The 17976-nt window shown below is 63.6% G+C and carries 13 protein-coding genes and 1 pseudogene; 10 read left to right on the top strand and 4 right to left on the bottom strand.

The features are described 5' to 3' along the window. From PCJ49_RS18940 to PCJ49_RS18960, 5 genes are all read left to right on the top strand, one after another. Positions 1-558, top strand: a complete 558-nt coding sequence (locus tag PCJ49_RS18940) for a hypothetical protein (protein ID WP_089289501.1) — start codon at positions 1-3, stop codon at positions 556-558. A 649-nt stretch (positions 559-1207) separates the two neighbouring features. Next, positions 1208-2170, top strand: a complete 963-nt coding sequence (locus PCJ49_RS18945; protein ID WP_269912316.1) for a hypothetical protein — start codon at positions 1208-1210, stop codon at positions 2168-2170. Beyond that, positions 2167-2727, top strand: a complete 561-nt coding sequence (locus PCJ49_RS18950; protein ID WP_269912317.1) for a hypothetical protein — start codon at positions 2167-2169, stop codon at positions 2725-2727. Before PCJ49_RS18945 ends, PCJ49_RS18950 begins: the two co-directional genes overlap by 4 nt. Further along, on the top strand, positions 2724-3989 hold the full coding sequence (locus PCJ49_RS18955; RefSeq protein ID WP_269912318.1) for a DnaB-like helicase C-terminal domain-containing protein: 1266 nt from the start codon (positions 2724-2726) through the stop codon (positions 3987-3989). Before PCJ49_RS18950 ends, PCJ49_RS18955 begins: the two co-directional genes overlap by 4 nt. 7 nt (positions 3990-3996) lie before the next feature. Further along, positions 3997-4983 (top strand): hypothetical protein, encoded by a 987-nt coding sequence (locus PCJ49_RS18960; protein ID WP_269912319.1) that lies wholly within the window; start codon positions 3997-3999, stop codon positions 4981-4983. A 332-nt stretch (positions 4984-5315) separates the two neighbouring features. Here the strand turns inward: PCJ49_RS18960 and PCJ49_RS18965 are convergent, their stop codons facing one another. After that, a complete protein-coding gene (locus PCJ49_RS18965) occupies positions 5316-6476 on the bottom strand; it encodes a hypothetical protein (RefSeq protein WP_269912320.1) in 1161 nt (386 codons plus the stop codon). A gap of 639 nt (positions 6477-7115) precedes the next feature. Between PCJ49_RS18965 and PCJ49_RS18970 the strand changes: the two genes are divergently transcribed. From PCJ49_RS18970 to PCJ49_RS18980, 3 genes are all read left to right on the top strand, one after another. Then, positions 7116-7427, top strand: coding sequence for a helix-turn-helix domain-containing protein (locus tag PCJ49_RS18970; protein ID WP_089289507.1), 312 nt, complete (start codon positions 7116-7118; stop codon positions 7425-7427). Between the two features lie 80 nt (positions 7428-7507). Then, complete coding sequence (locus tag PCJ49_RS18975; RefSeq protein WP_269912321.1) at positions 7508-8359, top strand: site-specific integrase; 852 nt, start codon at positions 7508-7510, stop codon at positions 8357-8359. A 201-nt stretch (positions 8360-8560) separates the two neighbouring features. After that, complete coding sequence (locus tag PCJ49_RS18980; RefSeq protein WP_269912322.1) at positions 8561-9421, top strand: alpha/beta hydrolase; 861 nt, start codon at positions 8561-8563, stop codon at positions 9419-9421. A 27-nt stretch (positions 9422-9448) separates the two neighbouring features. On the opposite strand, the gene PCJ49_RS18985 is transcribed toward PCJ49_RS18980, so the two are convergent. Beyond that, on the bottom strand, positions 9449-12406 hold the full coding sequence (locus PCJ49_RS18985) for a TonB-dependent receptor (protein WP_269912323.1): 2958 nt from the start codon (positions 12404-12406) through the stop codon (positions 9449-9451). A gap of 513 nt (positions 12407-12919) precedes the next feature. On the opposite strand from PCJ49_RS18985, the gene PCJ49_RS18990 reads away from it, so the two are divergent. Both PCJ49_RS18990 and glgX read left to right on the top strand, forming a co-directional pair. Further along, positions 12920-13660 (top strand): DUF4198 domain-containing protein, encoded by a 741-nt coding sequence (locus PCJ49_RS18990; protein ID WP_269912324.1) that lies wholly within the window; start codon positions 12920-12922, stop codon positions 13658-13660. A gap of 244 nt (positions 13661-13904) precedes the next feature. Further along, positions 13905-16160: a glycogen debranching protein GlgX gene (glgX, locus tag PCJ49_RS18995; protein ID WP_089289512.1), complete on the top strand. Its 2256-nt coding sequence runs from the start codon at positions 13905-13907 to the stop codon at positions 16158-16160. A 321-nt stretch (positions 16161-16481) separates the two neighbouring features. Here the strand turns inward: glgX and PCJ49_RS24780 are convergent. After that, positions 16482-17162 (bottom strand): annotated as a pseudogene (locus PCJ49_RS24780) (MFS transporter); the annotation flags it as partial. 30 nt (positions 17163-17192) lie between these two features. Next, positions 17193-17969 carry a DeoR/GlpR family DNA-binding transcription regulator gene (locus PCJ49_RS19000; RefSeq protein ID WP_269912325.1) on the bottom strand — a complete coding sequence of 259 codons (777 nt, stop codon included), beginning with the start codon at positions 17967-17969 and terminating at the stop codon, positions 17193-17195. Between the last annotated feature and the right edge of the window lie 7 nt (positions 17970-17976).

Raw genomic sequence — 17976 nt, forward strand, 5'->3', positions numbered from 1 at the left:
ATGCTGGCCGCCCTGTTTGTTGACAGCCTGCCCGCCCTGGCACGGTTCCTGTACGGGCCGGAGGGGGCGGCGGCGCTGGCCGAGGCAACCGGGCGGGCGCAGAGCCTGTTCGGCAGCGCCGACCCCGCCCTGCTGAAAAGCCGGGCGGCGGACGGGGCCGGGCGCGCGGCCCTGCGCCAGGCGCTGCTGCCGCTGCTGGCCCGGCTGGAGAATGAGGAGCGCCAGCGCCAGCAGGCCGAACTGCTGGCCCTGATCAGCGAGCTGGTGGCCGCCCAGGCCCGCGACGGGGCCGGGGCGCGGCCCGGCGGGCGCGGCCAGTTCCGCGCCGATCTGCTGGCCTATGCCGCCATCGCCGGCTTTCTGGGCTGTCTGGTCGGGCTGTTCGTGGTGGACCTGCCCGGCACCGGCGCCAACAAGGACATGCTGATGATCATGTTCGGCAACCTCGCCACCCTGGTGGGCATGGTCTATACGTTCGAATTCGGCTCCAGCCGCGGATCGACCGACAAGAATGGCCAAATGTCCACCCTGTTGGGCATGGTGAAGAAAACCAGCTGATCGGCATTTCCCCGTTACAGTCCCGAAAATAGGATATATTTCCCAATATCCGACCCGCCGGACAGCGGATTGTCCGCCCCAGCGGAAGCCGCTTGTCGTGCGGGAGATTCCGGGATACAAATCGCGCGTCAACCAGACGCCCAAGGAGGGGCATGATGCTGTTGAAACCGGCCGTCTTCCGCCAGGGGGATGCCTATTGCGCCGCGCCGCCCGGCAATGGCCGCCATCCTGATCCTGATCACCACCCCCACGCCCCATCGCCTGGGGCCATGGTCATATTCAAGCCGCATGAGCCGCCCGGCGCCTGAGGGAACGCATACCCCCCTGGATCGGTCACGATCCAGGCCGGCGACCGCCGGCCCGCGGGCACGTGCCCGCTGTCAAGCCAAGGGCGCCTTATACCAACGGTCATAATTCATGACCGTTGGTACGGCGGCGACCGCCGCCGCGCCGATTGGTAGCGGCGTAGCCAAGCCAGCGGATGCTGGCGCCGGCGACTGAGGGGCGCGAAAGCGTGACCATCGGTCATGATTTCGTGCCGCTGGTATTATGCGCCGGCCCGGCGCCTGAGGGAACGCATACCCCCCCTGGATCGGTCACGATCCAGGGGAATTAATATAACCATCGAGTCACACCCAAGGAGGGGTTGATGGGAAAATCGGTACTGGCGCGGATATTGCCCCTGGTGGAACATGATGTCAGCGTGGCCCGGCTGCTGGCCCAGATCGCCTATTGGCATCCGAAAATGAAAATCACCAAGGCGGGCCAGAAATGGATCGCCAAAACGCGCGAAGAATGGATGCGGGAAACCGGCCTGACCCGCCACCAATATGACCGGGCGCTGCGCCGGCTGAAGGAACGCCGGCTGATTTATACGGCGCGGTTCAAGTTTCTGGGCCAGCCGATCACGCATCTGTGCCTGACCGAAGATGGGGTGGGTTGCCTGGGTCCGGCGGCCCCGCACATGTCCGGTGCGCCGGACAAGCCCCCGTCCGCAACAGCGGATTCGCCAATAACAGTCAATACCGGCAAAGAATACAGACAGAAAACCGGCGGGGCGGTGGCCCCGCAGCCATCAGACCCTGTGCTGTCCCTGATCAACGGGGGCAAGGCCGCCCTGGCCCCCATCGCCACCGCCCCACACCCCAGCGGGCTGGATGACTGGCAGGGGGCGTGGCTGGCGGCCCATGCGCTGGCCTTCCCCGGTGAATATGCGCGGCCCTTCACCCAGAAACAGCGCGGCCAGCTGAAGCTGCTGTGCCATTGTTTCCCGGCGGGGATGGACCGGGCGGCGGCCCTGGCCCGGCTGGTGACCGACTGGCAGGGCTTCACCCAGTTCGCCAAGGATCATATGGGGGCCTTCAACCTGCCCATGCGGCCGGATATGGGCTTTGCCACCAAATATGCGCAGGCGGCGGTGAATTTCGTCGCCCAGCAGCAGCAGCCGGCCATCCCCCGGCCCCGTTCCACCCTGCCCCGGCCGGCCAGCGCGGTGGCGGCGGCCATCCCCACCCCGCCCGTGCCCGCGCCCGTGCCGACCCCCGGCGGCCATGGGCCGGAGCCCAAGGCCAGCCTGGACGATGTTCTGGCCATCTTCGGAGAGATTGAATGACCGGGCTGGTCGAAGACCCCTATGCCAGCGGCATTCTGGACCGGGTGCACCATGCAAGGCTGGTGGCGGATATCGACCGGATCGCCCGGCAGGCCGGCATTCCCCGCCGCTATATCTGGACCCCGCTGGCCAACAATGTCTCGGCGGCGGAACAGGGCTGGGTGCGACAGTTCCACCAGCATGGGGCGGCCGGCCTGTGCGGGCTGTTGCTGGTGGGCAAGCCCGATGGCATCAGCCACCGCATGGCCAGCATCACCGGGGCGCTGCTGCGCAATTTCGTTGATGCAAGGCTGGTCACCCTGCAAGACCTGCTGGCCCAGGCGCGCGACGGCAGTGCCGTTAACTGCACCTGTCTGGCCGTGCCCAATTTCGGCATGACCGACGGGTCAAAGCTGCCGGTCTGGCAAACCGCCGGCCTGCTGGGGGTGCTGACCGAACGGTTCCAGGCCAACCGGCAGACGGTGCTGCATGTGCCCTCGCTGGAAAAGGCGGGGCATGAATGGGGGGCGGCGGTGCGTGACCATCTGGAAAGCTGCTTCACCCCGGTGCAGCTATGAATGGCGCCGTGACGCTGGGGCGCAAGCTGCTGGCCAGCATCGCCAGCCAGGGCCGCATCGCCGATGTGGTGGGGTGGGGCGACCTGTCCTATCTGTTCAGCGGGGGGGAAGCGGCGATCTATCGCTTCATCCGCGACCATGCGCGCAAGTTCGGCACCCTGCCCACGCGCGACACCATCCAGGCCCATACCGGCGAATCGCTGCCCGATCATGTGCCGGAAACCCCGGCCTATTGGCTGGAACGCAAGACGCAGCATTTTGTCGAAACCAGCCTGAAGCGCATTGTCGAAGAAACTGGGCAGAAATTCCTGACCGGGCCCGGCAAAGACCCGCTGAAGGCGCTGGACCATCTGCTGGCCGAAGCCATGGCCCTGTCGGTGCGGCGCCATGCCGGCAACCTGTTTGATTTCCGCGATGCGCTGAACCTGATCCTGCCCAATTATGTCAAGGCGGCGCGGGGGGAGGAAAAGCACGGCATCCTGATGGGCTGGCCCACCCTGGATGGCATGACCAACGGGCTGTTGCCCGGCGATCTGGTTTCCTATGTCGGCCGGCCGGCGGCCGGCAAAACCTTTCAGCTGCTGTTTTCCGCCCATTATGCCTGGTGGGTGCAGCATAAACGCGTGCTGTTCGTTTCCATGGAAATGGCCACGCCGGTCATTGTGGAACGGCTGTCGGCCATGCACAGCCAGGTGGGGCTGACCCCGCTGTCGCAGGGGGCCCTGACCAGCGCCGGGGTGGGCCGGTTGAAACAGGGGCTGGTGGCGGTGAAGGGGGCGGACCAGCCGTTCTGGATTCTGGATGGCAACCTGACCAGCACGGTGCAGGACATCATCCTGTATGCCCGGCAACTGGCGGCGGAATGCATCTATATCGACGGGGCCTATCTGCTGAAACACCCCACAGAGCGCGACCGTTACCGCCGGGTGGCGGAAAATGCCGATCTGATCAAATCGGAACTGACACCCATCGGCCCGGTCACCGCCTCCTGGCAGTTCAAACGCTCGGAAAACCGCCGGCAGAAACAGAAGGAAGGCTATGATCTGGATGATATCGCCTATGCCGACGCCATCGGCCAGCTCTCCTCCCTGGTGCTGGGGCTGTTTCAGGAAGAAAGCGTGGAAACGCTGAACCAGCGGCGCGTCTCCATTCTGAAGGGCCGCAAGGGGGAAGTGGGGGAATTCAACATTCTCTGGGACTTTCAGCGCATGAATTTCCAGGAGGTCGAACCACAGATCCCCGTGGATCTGCGGTTCGTTTAGGCACACCATGCTGTATCGCTTCCTCACAGCACTGGGAATTCAGCCGCTGCCCAGCCGGCGGGCGGGGTGGGTGGTGACGCGCTGCCCGCTGGCGCCGCTGCGCCACCAGCGGGGGACCGATAACAACCCTTCCTTCGGGTTCCGCGTCGGGGCGGGCGGCGGGCGCTGTCACTGCCTGGCCTGCGGCTATTCCGGCACGCTGGCCCGGCTGGTGGCCGATCTGCGCCAGGCGGTGCAGCATCAGGGTCTGGCGCTGGCGGCGGATTTCGCCGCGGCAGAGGCCCTGATCGAGGCGGCCGGCGGCCAGGCGGGCGGGTTATCGCTGGGTGACACCGGGCCGGATATCGAGGCCCTGGCCAATGGTGCCAGGGCGGCAGAGCATCTGTTTCCCGAATGGTGGCTGAACCAGTTCCCGCCGGCCCACCACCAGGGGCAGCTGCACCCCTATCTTCAGGCGCGCGGGGTGGATATCGCCACCGCCATCGCCCTGGATATCCGTTTCGATGCAGGGCGGCAGCGCATCTGCTTCCCGATCCGCGATTTCAACGGCTTTCTGCGCGGGCTGCATGGGCGCAGCATTCTGCCCGACGGGCAGCCGCGCTATCTGATGTATCGCCATGGCGGGCAGAATTGCCCCTCCATCTGGCATGGGGAAAGCTGGCTGGACCCGGATCGGCCGGTTTTGATCGTGGAAAGCGTTTTCGATGCGGCCCGCGTCTTCCCGCATTACCCCAATGTGGTGGACCCGCTGACCGCCGATCTGATGCCGGAGAAAATCAGGCGCCTGTCCGGCTGTGCCGAATATCTGCTGCTGTTCGATAATGATCCGGCGGGCCAGGCCGCACGGCGCAAGCTGCGCCAGGCCTGGGCCGGGGCGCGGCTGCGCGATCTGTATCTGCCCGCCGGGTACAAAGACCCCGGCGAGGCCCCGCCCGCGCTGTTGGCCAGCCTGTTGGGCACCCTGGCGTCACCTTCCGCCGAATTCCGCCTGTGATAAAGTATCGTCATCTCCCTGGATCGTGACCGATCCAGGGAGATGACGCGTTCCCGCAGGCGCCGGGCGGGCGCATCCGCGCCCTTGGCTCACGCGCCCATGCGCGGCCAGGGCGGGGACGGAAGAACGGTGCAATCAATTGCACCGACCGGTGGGGAGGGAGGGGGCATCGACCGGGGGGATTCATACCAAGGGGCATGGGACATGACCCTTGGAGGCCGGCGACCGCCGGCCCGGCGCTTGGTAGCGCCGTAAGCCAAGCTGCCGGAGGCAGCGCCCGGCGCCTGAGGGAACATATAAACACCAAGGGGCATGTCCCATGCCCCTTGGTATCACGATTCCTCCACCGTGAGGTTGAGATAGGGGAAGCGCTGTTCAAACTCCTCCAGCACGCGTTCCCAGCCCAGCTCTGTCATCAGGGGGCCGATCGCATCCGCCGGGGCGGCGGCAGCCCCGCCCTTCAGATAGAGGAGGGCGATATGTTCCAGGGCGGCGGTATCGTTGCTGTTCCCGGTTTCCGCCTTGGCCCGTTCCAGCGCTGAGCGCACCGACTCTTTCTGCTGGGTCAGCAGCTTGAAGGTCATTGTGGTCACCTTGCCGGGGCTGCCATCGGCGCTGCCCGTGGTCTGGTCGGCCTTGGCCGGGGCCGTGTCCTGCATGGCGGCGATCTGGGCCTGGATCTGCAAGGTGGTGGATTCCCGCGCCAGCTGGGCCCATTCATCCACATTATCCGGCGTCAGGATCGGCACCAGATCCTTCAGCTTGGTCCAGCCCACGCCCTGCACCTTTTCCCAGGGGATGCCGCTGTTGACCAGGCCGTTATAGATGGCGATCAGATAGACGGCCTTGCGATATTTGATGCCATATTCGGCCTGCACATAATCGCGCAATGTCGCATAGCCGCCAAACCAGCCCTTGGCCTGCACCAGCGCCAGCACGCCGCCCAGGCGGAATTCATCAAAGCTCTGCTGTTCCAGAATGGCGCGGATCAGGTGCGGCACCTGTTCCGCCGTCAGGGTTTCCAGCGCCTGCGCCGTGTTGGAAATGGGGTCCGCCTCGATCACCTCCCCCGTCAGCGCGGCAGAGGTGACCAGGGCGCCGGTGCTGGCCGGGGCGACGGCGGGGGCGACGGCGGGGGCTGACACGGGCAGGGGGGCCGGGGCCGCCGGCGAAGGGGGGGCATGTTCCCCGGTCAGGAAGGCCAGAATATGCTGACGCTTCTCTTCCACCTTGAATTTCTTCCAGTTTTCCGGCGCGGTAAAGCCGTTCAGGCCGGTAATGAAACTGTCCATCGCCCGGGCTGTCATGGTGCTGACGCGGCTGATATTGGCGGCCAGGGTATCGGTGGCGGGGTCATCCCCGGCCATGGCCAGTGGGGCGCCTGCGCTGCCCGCCGCCTCTGCCCCCTGAATGCCGGCCGGCGGGCTGGCAATCTCCTGCGCCAGCGTGGCGGCCTTGGTGCCTTTTTTCAGGAGTTCGATGGTGGCAGACATGGGAACGGGTCCTTCCGATGGGATGGCACGGGTGGCTGACGGCCCGGCATGGCCAGCCCCATGCCGGCCAGCCCCGAACCGGTGCCCGTGGGCTGGTTTTGGGCAGCATAACCGCTGTGCCGACGAATCGCCAGCATGGTTGGTGGCTTCTGCAACCGGTTCCGGGCCAGCCGCGGACGCGCCCGCCCGGCGTCTGAGGGAACATATAAACACCAAGGGTCATCTCCCATGACCCTTGGAGGCCGGCGACCGCCGGCCCGGCGCTCGTGCGCCGCAAGCCAAGCCCGCGGATGCGGGCGCCCGGCGCCTGAGGGAACGCAAAAACCTCCCCGGATCGGTCACGATCCAGGCCGGCGACCGCCGGCCCGCGCCCCCATGGGCGCGTAAGCCAAGGGCGCGGACGCGCCCGCCCGGCGTCTGAGGGAACGTGAAATACCCTGCATCGGTCACGATCCAGGGGGACTGATGCCTGAGCCAGAATTATAGGAATTAAATCTTACAATCACCTGACGGGCCGGGGGTTTCCCGTTGTGGCCTGGGGGGAGAATGATCGGTTGAACAGGTCAGTGATCCTGCTTCTTGGGCTTGCCCAAATGGGTTGCGAATGGTACGTTTGGACACATTCCAAGGAGGGAAACCATGAGCTACAGCTCTGATATTGCAATGAACGACCGTAATCTGTCGACGGTACAAGTATCCCATTGGCTGCAGGTACCTGTCCGGACGGTGACATCTCTGGCTGTGGCTGGGGCCTTGCCGGGTGCTTTCCGGGTTGGCCGGCACTGGCGTTTCAGTGAAAAGCAGCTTTTGGAGTGGAGGAACGGTCAGTGGGCAGCGTCTACAAGCGCGCAGGCAGCAGGTTCTGGTGGGTCCGATACACTGACGAGCATGGAAAAGCTGTACGTCGATCTGCTGAAACCGAAGTCGAAAAAGAAGCTTGGAAGTTTCTAAATCGGGCTGAGGAAGAGATTACGCGCCTGCGCGCGAATAATGGCAAGGTTCGATATCGTTCTGCTGCGGCGTCATATTTGATGACGCTGGAGAAGCCGAACACGCGGAAGAGCTATATATCTTTTGCCCGTCGGTGGGAACCGATTGTGGGTGATTTATATCTGCATGAAATCACGCGGGAACATATTGTCCGTTATATTGCGCAGCGGCGGGAAGAGGCGGCCGCGCGTGGCAAGATTTTATCAGACGCCACGTTGCGGCCTGCCCTTGCTTATCTTTCGGGTGTTTTTGCGTTCAGCCATTATGAACCGAACCCGGTTGTGCAGTTTAACAAGAAATTTTTGAAGCCAGTGCGCAAGGTTGTCCGGTTTATGACGCCGGAGGAGGAGGTGCGGATACTGGATGCCTGCACGGAGGATATGCACGCGCTGATGATCGTATTTGCGGTGGAAACGGGGCTTCGGGCGATGGAGCAGGCGGGATTGACCTGGGACATGATTGACCTGAAGGCACGGGAGATTGGGCTTGTTGATCCTTCGAAACTGAAGACGGGCCGGGCGCGGATTGTGCCTTTATCGACGCGGGCGATGCAGGTTTTGTCATTGATCCCGCGCCGCCCCGATGTGCCTTATTTATTCTACACACCGGCGGGTCGCCCTTATCAGAGCACATTTTCATTATGGCACCGGATACGGGAGAAGGCGGGATTGTTTGATCTTCGCTGGCATGATCTGCGGCACACTTTTGCGACGCGCTTTTTACGGGGCGGTGGTTCTCTGCCTGTTTTGTCGCGTATCCTTGGGCACAGCAACATTATGATGACAATGCGGTACGCGCATCTGGTGACGGAGGATTTGCACGCGGAGATGCAGAAGGTAGACACGGCCCTTACGGCACCCTCCCCCACACGCTCTTCAACACACCCCCGATAAACCCGTTGCCCATATGTCCAAAACCTTGTTATGATACAGCCCGTTAGGATGTGAAGCCGATACGAGGAGGTGGTAATTAATGGTTATACCTATCGTTAAATGATTATTTACCTCGTCCGTGGCGTAAATTCCTAGATTTGGCTGCCGCTCAAGACGCGAAGTGTGCGAAGAAGATTATACGCCTCAAAAGGAGTGCGCATCATGAGCGCCCCTGTTTCCCGGTTCTATTTTGTGAACCGCCTACGGTTGCACTATGTTGAATGGGGCCGGTCGGATCGGCCGACTCTGCTGCTGGTACATGGCGGGCGTGACCATTGCCGCAGCTGGGATTGGGCGGCACAGGAACTGGCCGCCGATTACCATATCCTGGCGCCCGACCTGCGCGGCCATGGCGACAGTGCCTGGGCGCCCGGCTGCGGTTATACGCTCAGCGATGTGGTGGCCGATCTGGTGCAGCTGCTGCGCCAGCGCACCCGGCCCAAGGTGCATGTCGTCGGCCATTCCTTCGGCGGGGCGGCCAGCCTGCTGCTGGCCGGCCTCTATCCGGAACTGGTGGAAAAGCTGGTGGTGGTGGAAGGCACCTGGCAGTGGCAGACCCTGCAAAAACCCTCCAGCTATGCCAGCCGGATGCGGGATTATGTGGATACGGTCCATAAGCTGGCAGCCCGCCCGCCGCGCAAATATGCCAGCCTGGCCGAGGCAACGGCCCGGATGCAGGCGGAAAACAACCGCCTGACCCCGGCCCAAGCCGAACATCTGACCATCCATGGCGCACATCAGAACGAGGATGGCAGCTTCAGCTGGAAGTTCGATAATTATGTCCGGGCTGCCTATCCGGCCCGGATCGGGCTGGACGATCTGCGCGATGTCTGGTCAGCCGTCACCTGCCCCACCCTGCTGATGCGGGGTGGTGACAGTTGGCTGGAAGATCCGGCGCAGAATGGTGTGCTGGACCTGTTCCAGACGGCGCAGAATGTCACCATCCCCGATGCCGGCCACTGGCCCCATCATGACCAGCTACCCTTGTTCCTGGATCATGTCCGCCATTTCCTGACCCCCTGATCCGGGGGCCAGGACAGAAAGCACGCATCAGAACTTCACATTCACACCGGCCGTGACGGTCCGGCCGATGCGGGTTTCGAACAGCGTATCCTTGCGCTTGCTGTCGATATAAAGCCGGTTCTGCTCATCCGTCAGGTTGGTGGCTTCCAGGATCAGCTTCACCTGATCGGTGAGATTGTAGGAGGCCGAGGCATCGACATACAGGGTCGGCGCATTGCCCTGCAGATCGCTGCCAGGCGAGGCCGGGATGCCGCGAATGAAACTGTCGCGGTAATTGGCCGTGGCCCGGATGGAGAATTTCTCATCCTCGTAGTAAAGCGTCCCGGAGAAAGTGTTCTTCGACAGGCCGATCAGATCGGCCTTGGTGGTCACCGTCGGCACCCCGCCGGCACTGGCGAGGATATAATCGATGGTGGAGGAAACCCGGGTATAATTGGCCAGCACACCAAAATTGGCGAAGAAACTATCCTCCAGGAAGGTGAAGGGTATCTGGGCATTCACCTCAAACCCTTTCAACGGCCCGCCCGGCGTGTTGAAAGGCTGGGAGATGGTGAAAATCTCGTTCGGCGAGGTGTTGGTCCCCTCCAGAAGGGCCGCCGGCAGCCCCAGCGTGTTGAAGGGGGCCTGGCTGTTGACATTCTGGATGAAGCTTTTGATGTCCTTGTAGAAATAGGCAAAGGACAGCAGCGAGCCGGGACGGAAATACCATTCCACACCGGCATCGAACGTATTAGCGCGGATCGGGTCCAGATAGGGATTGTTGATATTGCCGACGCGGGTGGTGGCGGTCACCCCGCTGGTCGGGGTCAGGACCCCCAGTTCCGGCCGTGCCATCACCTTGGCGGCAGAGAAGCGCAGCAGCACATCGTCTGCCGCTTCCACCACCACATTGGCCGAGGGCAGCCAGTCATCATAGCTGTTGCTGGCCTCGGCCAGCCGACCGATAAGGTTGGTGGGTGAACTGGTGCCGGCCGGCGGGGCCACGGTGATATAGCCCGACGTGTCCATGGTGGTTTTCACATAGCGCACCCCAACATCACCCCGCACCGGCAGGGGCAGATGGCCCGCCAGATCAAAGGTGCCCATCACATAGGCACTCTTCACCCGCTCCTTCACCCGGGTGCGGGCGCCGCCGCAGCTCTCGTCACAGGTACGGATGCTGTCGGTATCGAACAGCTTGGCGAATTTCTCCGGATCAATGGCAGCCCAGCTGGCCGGGGCATTATGTCCCCAGAGATCATCCAGCCCGGTGATCTGACGGGTGATGGACGCAAGGCTGGTCCCGGCCGGCAGGTTGCGCACCTGTACATCCGACAGATATTCCCGCACCGCCGTGGCGACATAATCGCTTTCCCGGAACTGGCCGCCCAGCTTCAGCGTATAGCCATCGGCCAGCCGGTAGGCGAGGTTCAGGTTGGCGGTGAGATTGTCGGTCTTCTGGGTCAGCGGGCGGCCCTGCGGGCTGAAACCGCCGGTCACCGTTCCATCCGCCCCGGCGGGGCCATAGAGGAAATTGGCCGGGTTGGCGACATCAAAGCCGAAGCCCAGCTTCGGCACGGAACCACCATCCCGGTAATCGATGGTGAAATTATCGCTGTCAATGACATCCATGAAGGTCTGGAACCGCTTGCGCCCATCCAGCTCCGACCGGTTAAAACCCAGCAAGCCACTGATTTCGAAATTATTGTCGAACTCATGCCGGAAATTCAGATTGGCCTGCTTGAAGCTGGAGACGAAACGGTCGACCAGCCCTTCGGATCGCACATCCACCCCGTCGAAGACGCCATAGACCAGGGAGCCCTTATCGTCGAACTTCGCATCCCGTACCGAGACCATGGGCTGGCCATTATTGGTGATGGAACGGGCAAAGGAAAGACCGGCAATGTAATTGTCCCGCCGGGTCACATCGAAGCGGGAATAAAGCCCGTCCAGCGAGATATCCGTCATCTCGTCCGGCTTATATTGCAGGGTCAGACTGGCGCCCAGCCGTTCCTGATCCTGTTCGGAATTCAGGTAACGCGGGATGCGGGGCAGGAAGGCCCCGCTGCCGGGCGTGTTGGGCTGGTCAGCCCGGCGCAAGCCCAGGATGGTGTTATAGGCATCCACCGACCCGGTACGCGGGTTGTTGGTGGAACACATTGTACTGGAAGAGCCTTTGGCCGGCACATTGGGATAGATCGGCGTCACCCCCAGCGGCGAGCAGAACAGGCCATTAGTGTTGGCCGAGAGGATATCCACGGCGGAATAGCCGACCTCCCGGATGTTCCGCTTCTGATAAGCGAAGGAGCCCAGAACGCCGAACTGCTCCTGATCACCAAATTTGTGCGAGAGCAGCAGCGAGGCACGCGGATCGGCCTTTTTCGACACTTCGTTATAGACACCCTTCACCGTGGCGGTCGCCACCGTCTTTTCCCGGCTGTCGAACGGCTTGGGCGCACTCAAATCCACCGTGGCGCCCAGCGAACCCTCCTCCGTATCGGCTGAGGGGGTCTTGCGCACCGCGAGAGCGGAGAAAATCTCGGTGGAGAACACATTGAAATCAAAACTGCGGCCGGCATTGCCGGCACCATAGATATCCGAAGAGCCGGTCTGCGAGGTGCCTTCCATGCCATTGATACGCACACGCGTGAAGGCAGCACCCAGGCCCCGGACTGAGATATTGCGCCCTTCCCCGCCATCGCCGCGCGCCAGCGCCACACCGGGCACGCGCTGCATGGATTCCGCCAGATTACTGTCCGGGAACTTGCCGATATCTTCGGCCACGATGCTGTCAATGGCGGCTGTCTCGTTACGCTTCTGGTTCAGCGCGCTGTTGAGCGAGGCGCGGAAGCCGGTCACGATGATCTCGTCCAACGCCCCTTCGGCTGGCGGTGCCTCCTGTGCCATAGCGATGCCGGGGGCCACCACGGCCATGGCGATCCCCAGCGCCAAAATGGAGGCGCTGGAACGATTGAATGGCAAACAACGCCCATGTTTCTGGAACATTCTGGTCCTCCCCTGATGCCGCATCATCCTCAACGGGATGGGTTTGATTGTTGATTATTGGCCACAGTCCGGCACCGCCATCGCCCCTATTTACGCATACAATTCCCCATGCGGCCCCCATTTCAGAGGCCGGGCAACAGGATGCGGCAAGGATAAATGGCCGGCTTGACCGGCTGGAACGTCACTGCAACTGCAAAGGCACCCTTAAGGTGCGCCGATCTTGCGACCGGTCCTCCCGTACTTTTCTTATATTTGTCTGAGTATGGGAGGTGTGCGTCAGAGTCAATAGAAAATTCACATTAAGGAAATGCATTCCATTATATGAGAAATTTCTAGAGTTGCCGGATGCACGATATATCCGGCCGCCCCATCGCGGCCTTCGGTGGAAAATTCTGCCGGGGCCATGGCTTTTCCGCAATCATACCCGTGGATGGGGATAAGCTTTACCGACAAGGGGCACGGACGGGCGAGGGCGTCCGGCACCCGGAAGCCCCAGACGGACAGGATCGGGACATGAAAAAACGGATGCGCATCGCCCTGGCATTGGCCACGCTGGCCGGATTTGCCGCCACCATGCCCGCCGACGCCCATGGCATCTGGTTCGCCCAGCGCGCCAAGCAGACGGCCCTGATCTATGGTGTCGGCGCCGACGATCTGGACATGGTGAAGCGGCTGCCCCTGATCAAAGCCACTAGCGCCTATGATGCCAGCTGGCAGCCGGTGGAAGCCACCCTGCGCGCCGCCGGGCCCATTGTGCTGGCGGAAGCCAAGGGGCCGGCCGTGGCCCTGACCGCCATCATGGATAATGGCAACTGGACCAAGGCGCCCGACGGTAAATGGCACAATGCCGGGCGGGACAAAGTGCCGGACGCGGTGCGGGCCGAACATACCTATAAATATGCCGTGCATCTGACCGGCCAGCCCACCAAGCCGATGCCGGCCCTGCCCGGCCACACGCTGCAACTGGTGCCGCTGGAAGCGATCCCCACGGAAATGGGCAAGCCGCTGAAGCTGCGCGTGCTGTTCCAGGGCAAGCCGCAGGCCGGCGTATCGGTGCAGCGCGATCTGGTCACCGATCCCGACCAGGAACCGCAGAAGACCGATGCCGATGGCGTGGTGACGGTCACCATCCGCAATCAGGGCCTGAACGTCATCGCCGCCACCTATGCCGCCAGCCCGGCAGAGCCCAAGCTGGTGGACCATGATGAACATCTGGCCACCCTCTCCTTTGTGCTGCCGCACGCGGAGGAATAAAGTCGTACAAATCTCCCTGGATCGTGACCGATCCCGGGAGATGGCGCTGCCATCCGGCAGCTTGGCTTACGCGCCCATGGGGGTGCTAAGCCAGCGGTCGCCGGCCTCCACCCCGCCTAAAGGTCAACCTTTAGGCGGGGTGGTATCAATTCAGACTGGGCCGGGGAACGCGGGGGTGGAACATCCCACCCCCGCGCCGGGTTGTTGGCAGGCAGCCAGACAACCCGACCCGGAGCCTGCCGCCATGGCCATTGTAAAACCGTCGTCGCGCGTCACCGAAGGGCTTCCTTACCCCTTGGGGGCGACCTGGGACGGGCTGGGGGTGAATTTCGCCCTGTTTTCCGCCCACGCCACCAAGGTGGAACTCTGCCTGTTCGACAGCAGCGGCAAGCGGGAGCTGGAGCGGATCACCCTGCCGGAATATACGGACGAGGTGTGGCACGGCTATCTGCCCGATGCCCGGCCGGGGGCCGTCTATGCCTATCGCGTGCACGGCCCCTTCGCGCCGGAGCAAGGCCACCGTTTCAACCCGCACAAGCTGGTGCTGGACCCCTATGCCAAGGGGCTGGTGGGGCGGATTGACTGGCACCCCTCGCATTTCGGCTATCGCATGGGGCATTCCGCACTGGACCTCAGCTTCGACCGGCGGGACAGCGCCCCCCATATGCCGAAATGCCGGGTGATCGACCCCGCCTTCACCTGGGGCCGTGACCGGCGCCCCCGCATCGCCTGGGACCGCACGATCTTTTACGAAGCGCATGTAAAGGGCATGACCATGCGCCACCCCGCGGTGCCCCCCGCCCTGCGCGGCACCTATGCCGGGCTGGCGGTGAAAGAGGTGGTGGATTATCTGAAGGCACTTGGCGTCACCAGCGTGGAACTGATGCCCATCCACGCCTTCGCCCAGGATCAGCCCCTGCTGGACAAGGGCCTGCGCAATTACTGGGGCTATAATTCGCTGGGATTCTTTGCGCCCGAACCCGGCTATTCCACCAGCGGCGGGGGGATCAGCGAGTTCAAGCATATGGTGGCCCAGTTGCATGATGCCGGGCTGGAGGTGATCCTGGACGTGGTTTACAACCACACTGCGGAAGGCAACGAATTAGGCCCGACGCTGAGCTTCAAGGGCATCGACAATGCCAGCTATTACCGGCTGATCCCGGACCAGCAGCGCTATTACATCAACGAAACCGGCACCGGAAACACGCTGAACCTGTCCCACCCGCGCGTGCTGCAGATGGTGACCGACAGTCTGCGCTATTGGGTGGAGGAAATGCATGTCGATGGCTTCCGCTTCGATCTGGCCACCATTCTGGGGCGGGAGCCCTATGGGTTTGATGAAGGCGGCGGCTTTCTGGACAGTTGCCGGCAAGACCCGGTGCTGTCCCGCGTGAAGCTGATCGCAGAGCCGTGGGATTGCGGTCCCGGCGGCTATCAGGTCGGTGGCTTTCCACCCGGCTGGGCGGAATGGAACGACAAGTTCCGCGACACGGTGCGCGCCTATTGGAAGGGGGACGAGGGCCAGTTGCCCGAACTGGCCGACCGGCTGACGGCCAGCGGCTCCGTCTTCAACCGGCGGGGCCGGCGGCCCCATGCCTCGGTCAATTTCATCACCGCCCATGATGGCTTCACCCTGAACGACCTCGTTTCCTATAACGACAAGCATAATGATGCCAATGGGGAGGAGGGACGCGACGGCCATTCGCATAACCTCTCCTGGAACCATGGGGCGGAGGGGCCGACCGACGACCCGGAAATCCTCTCCCTGCGCGAACGGCAGAAGCGCAACCTCCTGGCCACGCTGATCTTTTCCCAAGGCACGCCGATGATCCTGGCGGGCGATGAGTTCGGGCACAGCCAGCAGGGCAACAACAATGCCTATTGCCAGGATAATGAGACGACCTGGCTGGACTGGGCCGGCGTGGATGCGGCGGGCGAGGCGTTGCGGGATTTCGTGCGGCATTGCATCGCGCTGCGCCAACATTACCCGATCCTGCGGCGGGGCCGCTTCCTGACCGGGCAGCAGCATCCCGATCTGGATGTGAAGGATGTCACCTGGCTGACCCCGGCGGCGGCGGAGATGGTGCCGGAAAACTGGCACGATCCCCATGCCCGCTGCCTGGGCATGTTGCTGGATGGCCGGGCCCAGCCCACCGGCATCCGCCGGCCGGGCAGCGATGCCACGCTATTATTATTGCTGAACGCGCACCACGAGGCGGTGTCCTTCACCCTGCCCACGGTGACGGGTGGCGCGCTTTGGCAGGTGCTGCTGGACACGGCGGCGGAAACGGATGGCGTGTTGCCAGCGGGTGAGGCCCACCCGCTGGCCGCCCGTTCCCTGTTGCTGCTGGGTTTACAGCCGGCGCAACCAGCGCCCGCCCACACCGACGCCGATCAAGCCGACAGCCAGCAGCAGGAAGGCGATGGACAGGCTGCTGAGATGGGCGACAAAGCCGATGGCGGCTGGGCCGGCCAGGATGCCCGCATAGCCAAGGGTTGACACGGCTGGCAGGGCCAGGCTTTCCGGCATGGCGCGCTGGCGGCCGGCGCTGGTGAACAGGATCGGCACAATGTTGGACGCGCCGATCCCCACCAGCGCATAACCGGCCAGCACCAGTTCCCAGACCGGGGCCAGGGTGGCGGCGATGAAACCCAGCCCGGCAATGAAACCACCCACCGACAGCACGGTGACAGGGCCAAACCGATGCACGATCCGGTCCCCCAGGAAACGCCCCACCGTCATGGCCCCAGCAAAGGCAGCATAGCCTAGACCAGCATAGGCCGCCGGCACCTGATGCGTGCCGGTCAGGAACACCGCACTCCAATCCAGCATGGCGCCTTCGGCCAGAAAGCTGATGAAGCAGAGGATCCCCAACAGCAGCACGATGCCACGCGGCAGGGCAAAGGCCGGACCGTCCGACTTGCTGCCATAGGGCAGCAGCCCCCCCTGTGACAGGAACAGCAGCACAACCATCGCCACCAGCATGGTCAGCGTGGCCACCAACGGGGAGGCGCCCAGGCCCAGGATGGCCGCCATCCCGGCGGCCCCGACAATGCCGCCCAGGCTGAACAGGGCATGGAATCCCGACATCATCGGCCGGCCGCTATCCCGCTCCACAATGATGGCCTGCACATTGATGGCCACATCCATGGTGCCGATGCTGGCCCCGAACAGGAACAGGCCCGGCACCAGCCACCAGAGATCGGGGGCGACGGCCAGCAGCGGCAGGATCGCCGTGGCGATCAGGCCGGAGACCATGATGGTGGCGCGGCAGCCAAACCGCGCCGCCAGCTGCCCGGCCAGCGGCATCATCAGGATCGACCCGCCGCCCAGCGCCAGCAGCACCAGCCCCAGCGTGCCCGCCTCCATGCCGATGCGTGATTTGACAAATGGCACCAGCGGCGCCCATGTCGCCGTGCCAAAGCCGGCGACCAGAAAAACCAGCCGCGTGGCGAATTGCGCGGCGGAAGGGGCGGGAACCGGGGAAGAAAGCGCAGTCATGATGGTCCTGGGCAAACAGATCGTCGGGTGTCAGGCGGCAGCCTGGAGAATGACAAGGCCGGCATCCAGCAGGGGGGCCAGTGCCGCATCCGGCACCTCCCCACCGACGATCAGATGATCGATGGTGGCCAGATCGGCGACATGGAAAGAAGCGGCCGTTCCCACCTTCTCCGCCGTCACCGCCACAGCCACGGCGCGGCTGGCGGCAATGACGGCGCGTTTGAATTCGGCATCTTCCAGGGAAAAACAGCGCAGGCCCGCCTCGGCAGAGACAGCACAGACACCCACAAAGCATAGATCGGCGGCATAATCCGCTACTTCTCGCACCGCGCGGGCGCCCAGCGTGCCCCCAACAGACGGGTTCAGCACGCCGCCCACCTGGATCACCGTAAAGCCCGGACGGCCGGCCAGGGCCAGCGCGATATCCGGAGCGTTGGTAATCACGGTCAAATCGGCATGATCAGGCAAGGCATCGGCAATGGCGCGGTTGGTGCTGCCGGCATCCAGGAACAGCACCTGTCCCGGCTGCACCAGCCCCACCGCCCGCCGCGCCACCAGGGCCTTGCCCTCCGGGTTCTGGCGCTGGCGCGTCTGCAGGTCACCCGACGCCGGCGACAGGCGCAGCGCCCCGCCATAAACGCGCTGGCAATGGCCCAGCGCCGCCAGTTCGCGCAGATCGCGCCGTATCGTGTCTTCGGAGATATTGAGGTCACGCGCCAGATCGACCGCCAGCACCCGCCCCTGCGCCTCCAGGCGCTGACGGATCAGGCGGTGCCGTTCTTCCGGCAGGATGGGCAGGTTGGCCATGGGGTGA

The organism is Niveispirillum sp. BGYR6, assembly GCF_027568365.1.
Lineage (GTDB): Bacteria > Pseudomonadota > Alphaproteobacteria > Azospirillales > Azospirillaceae > Niveispirillum.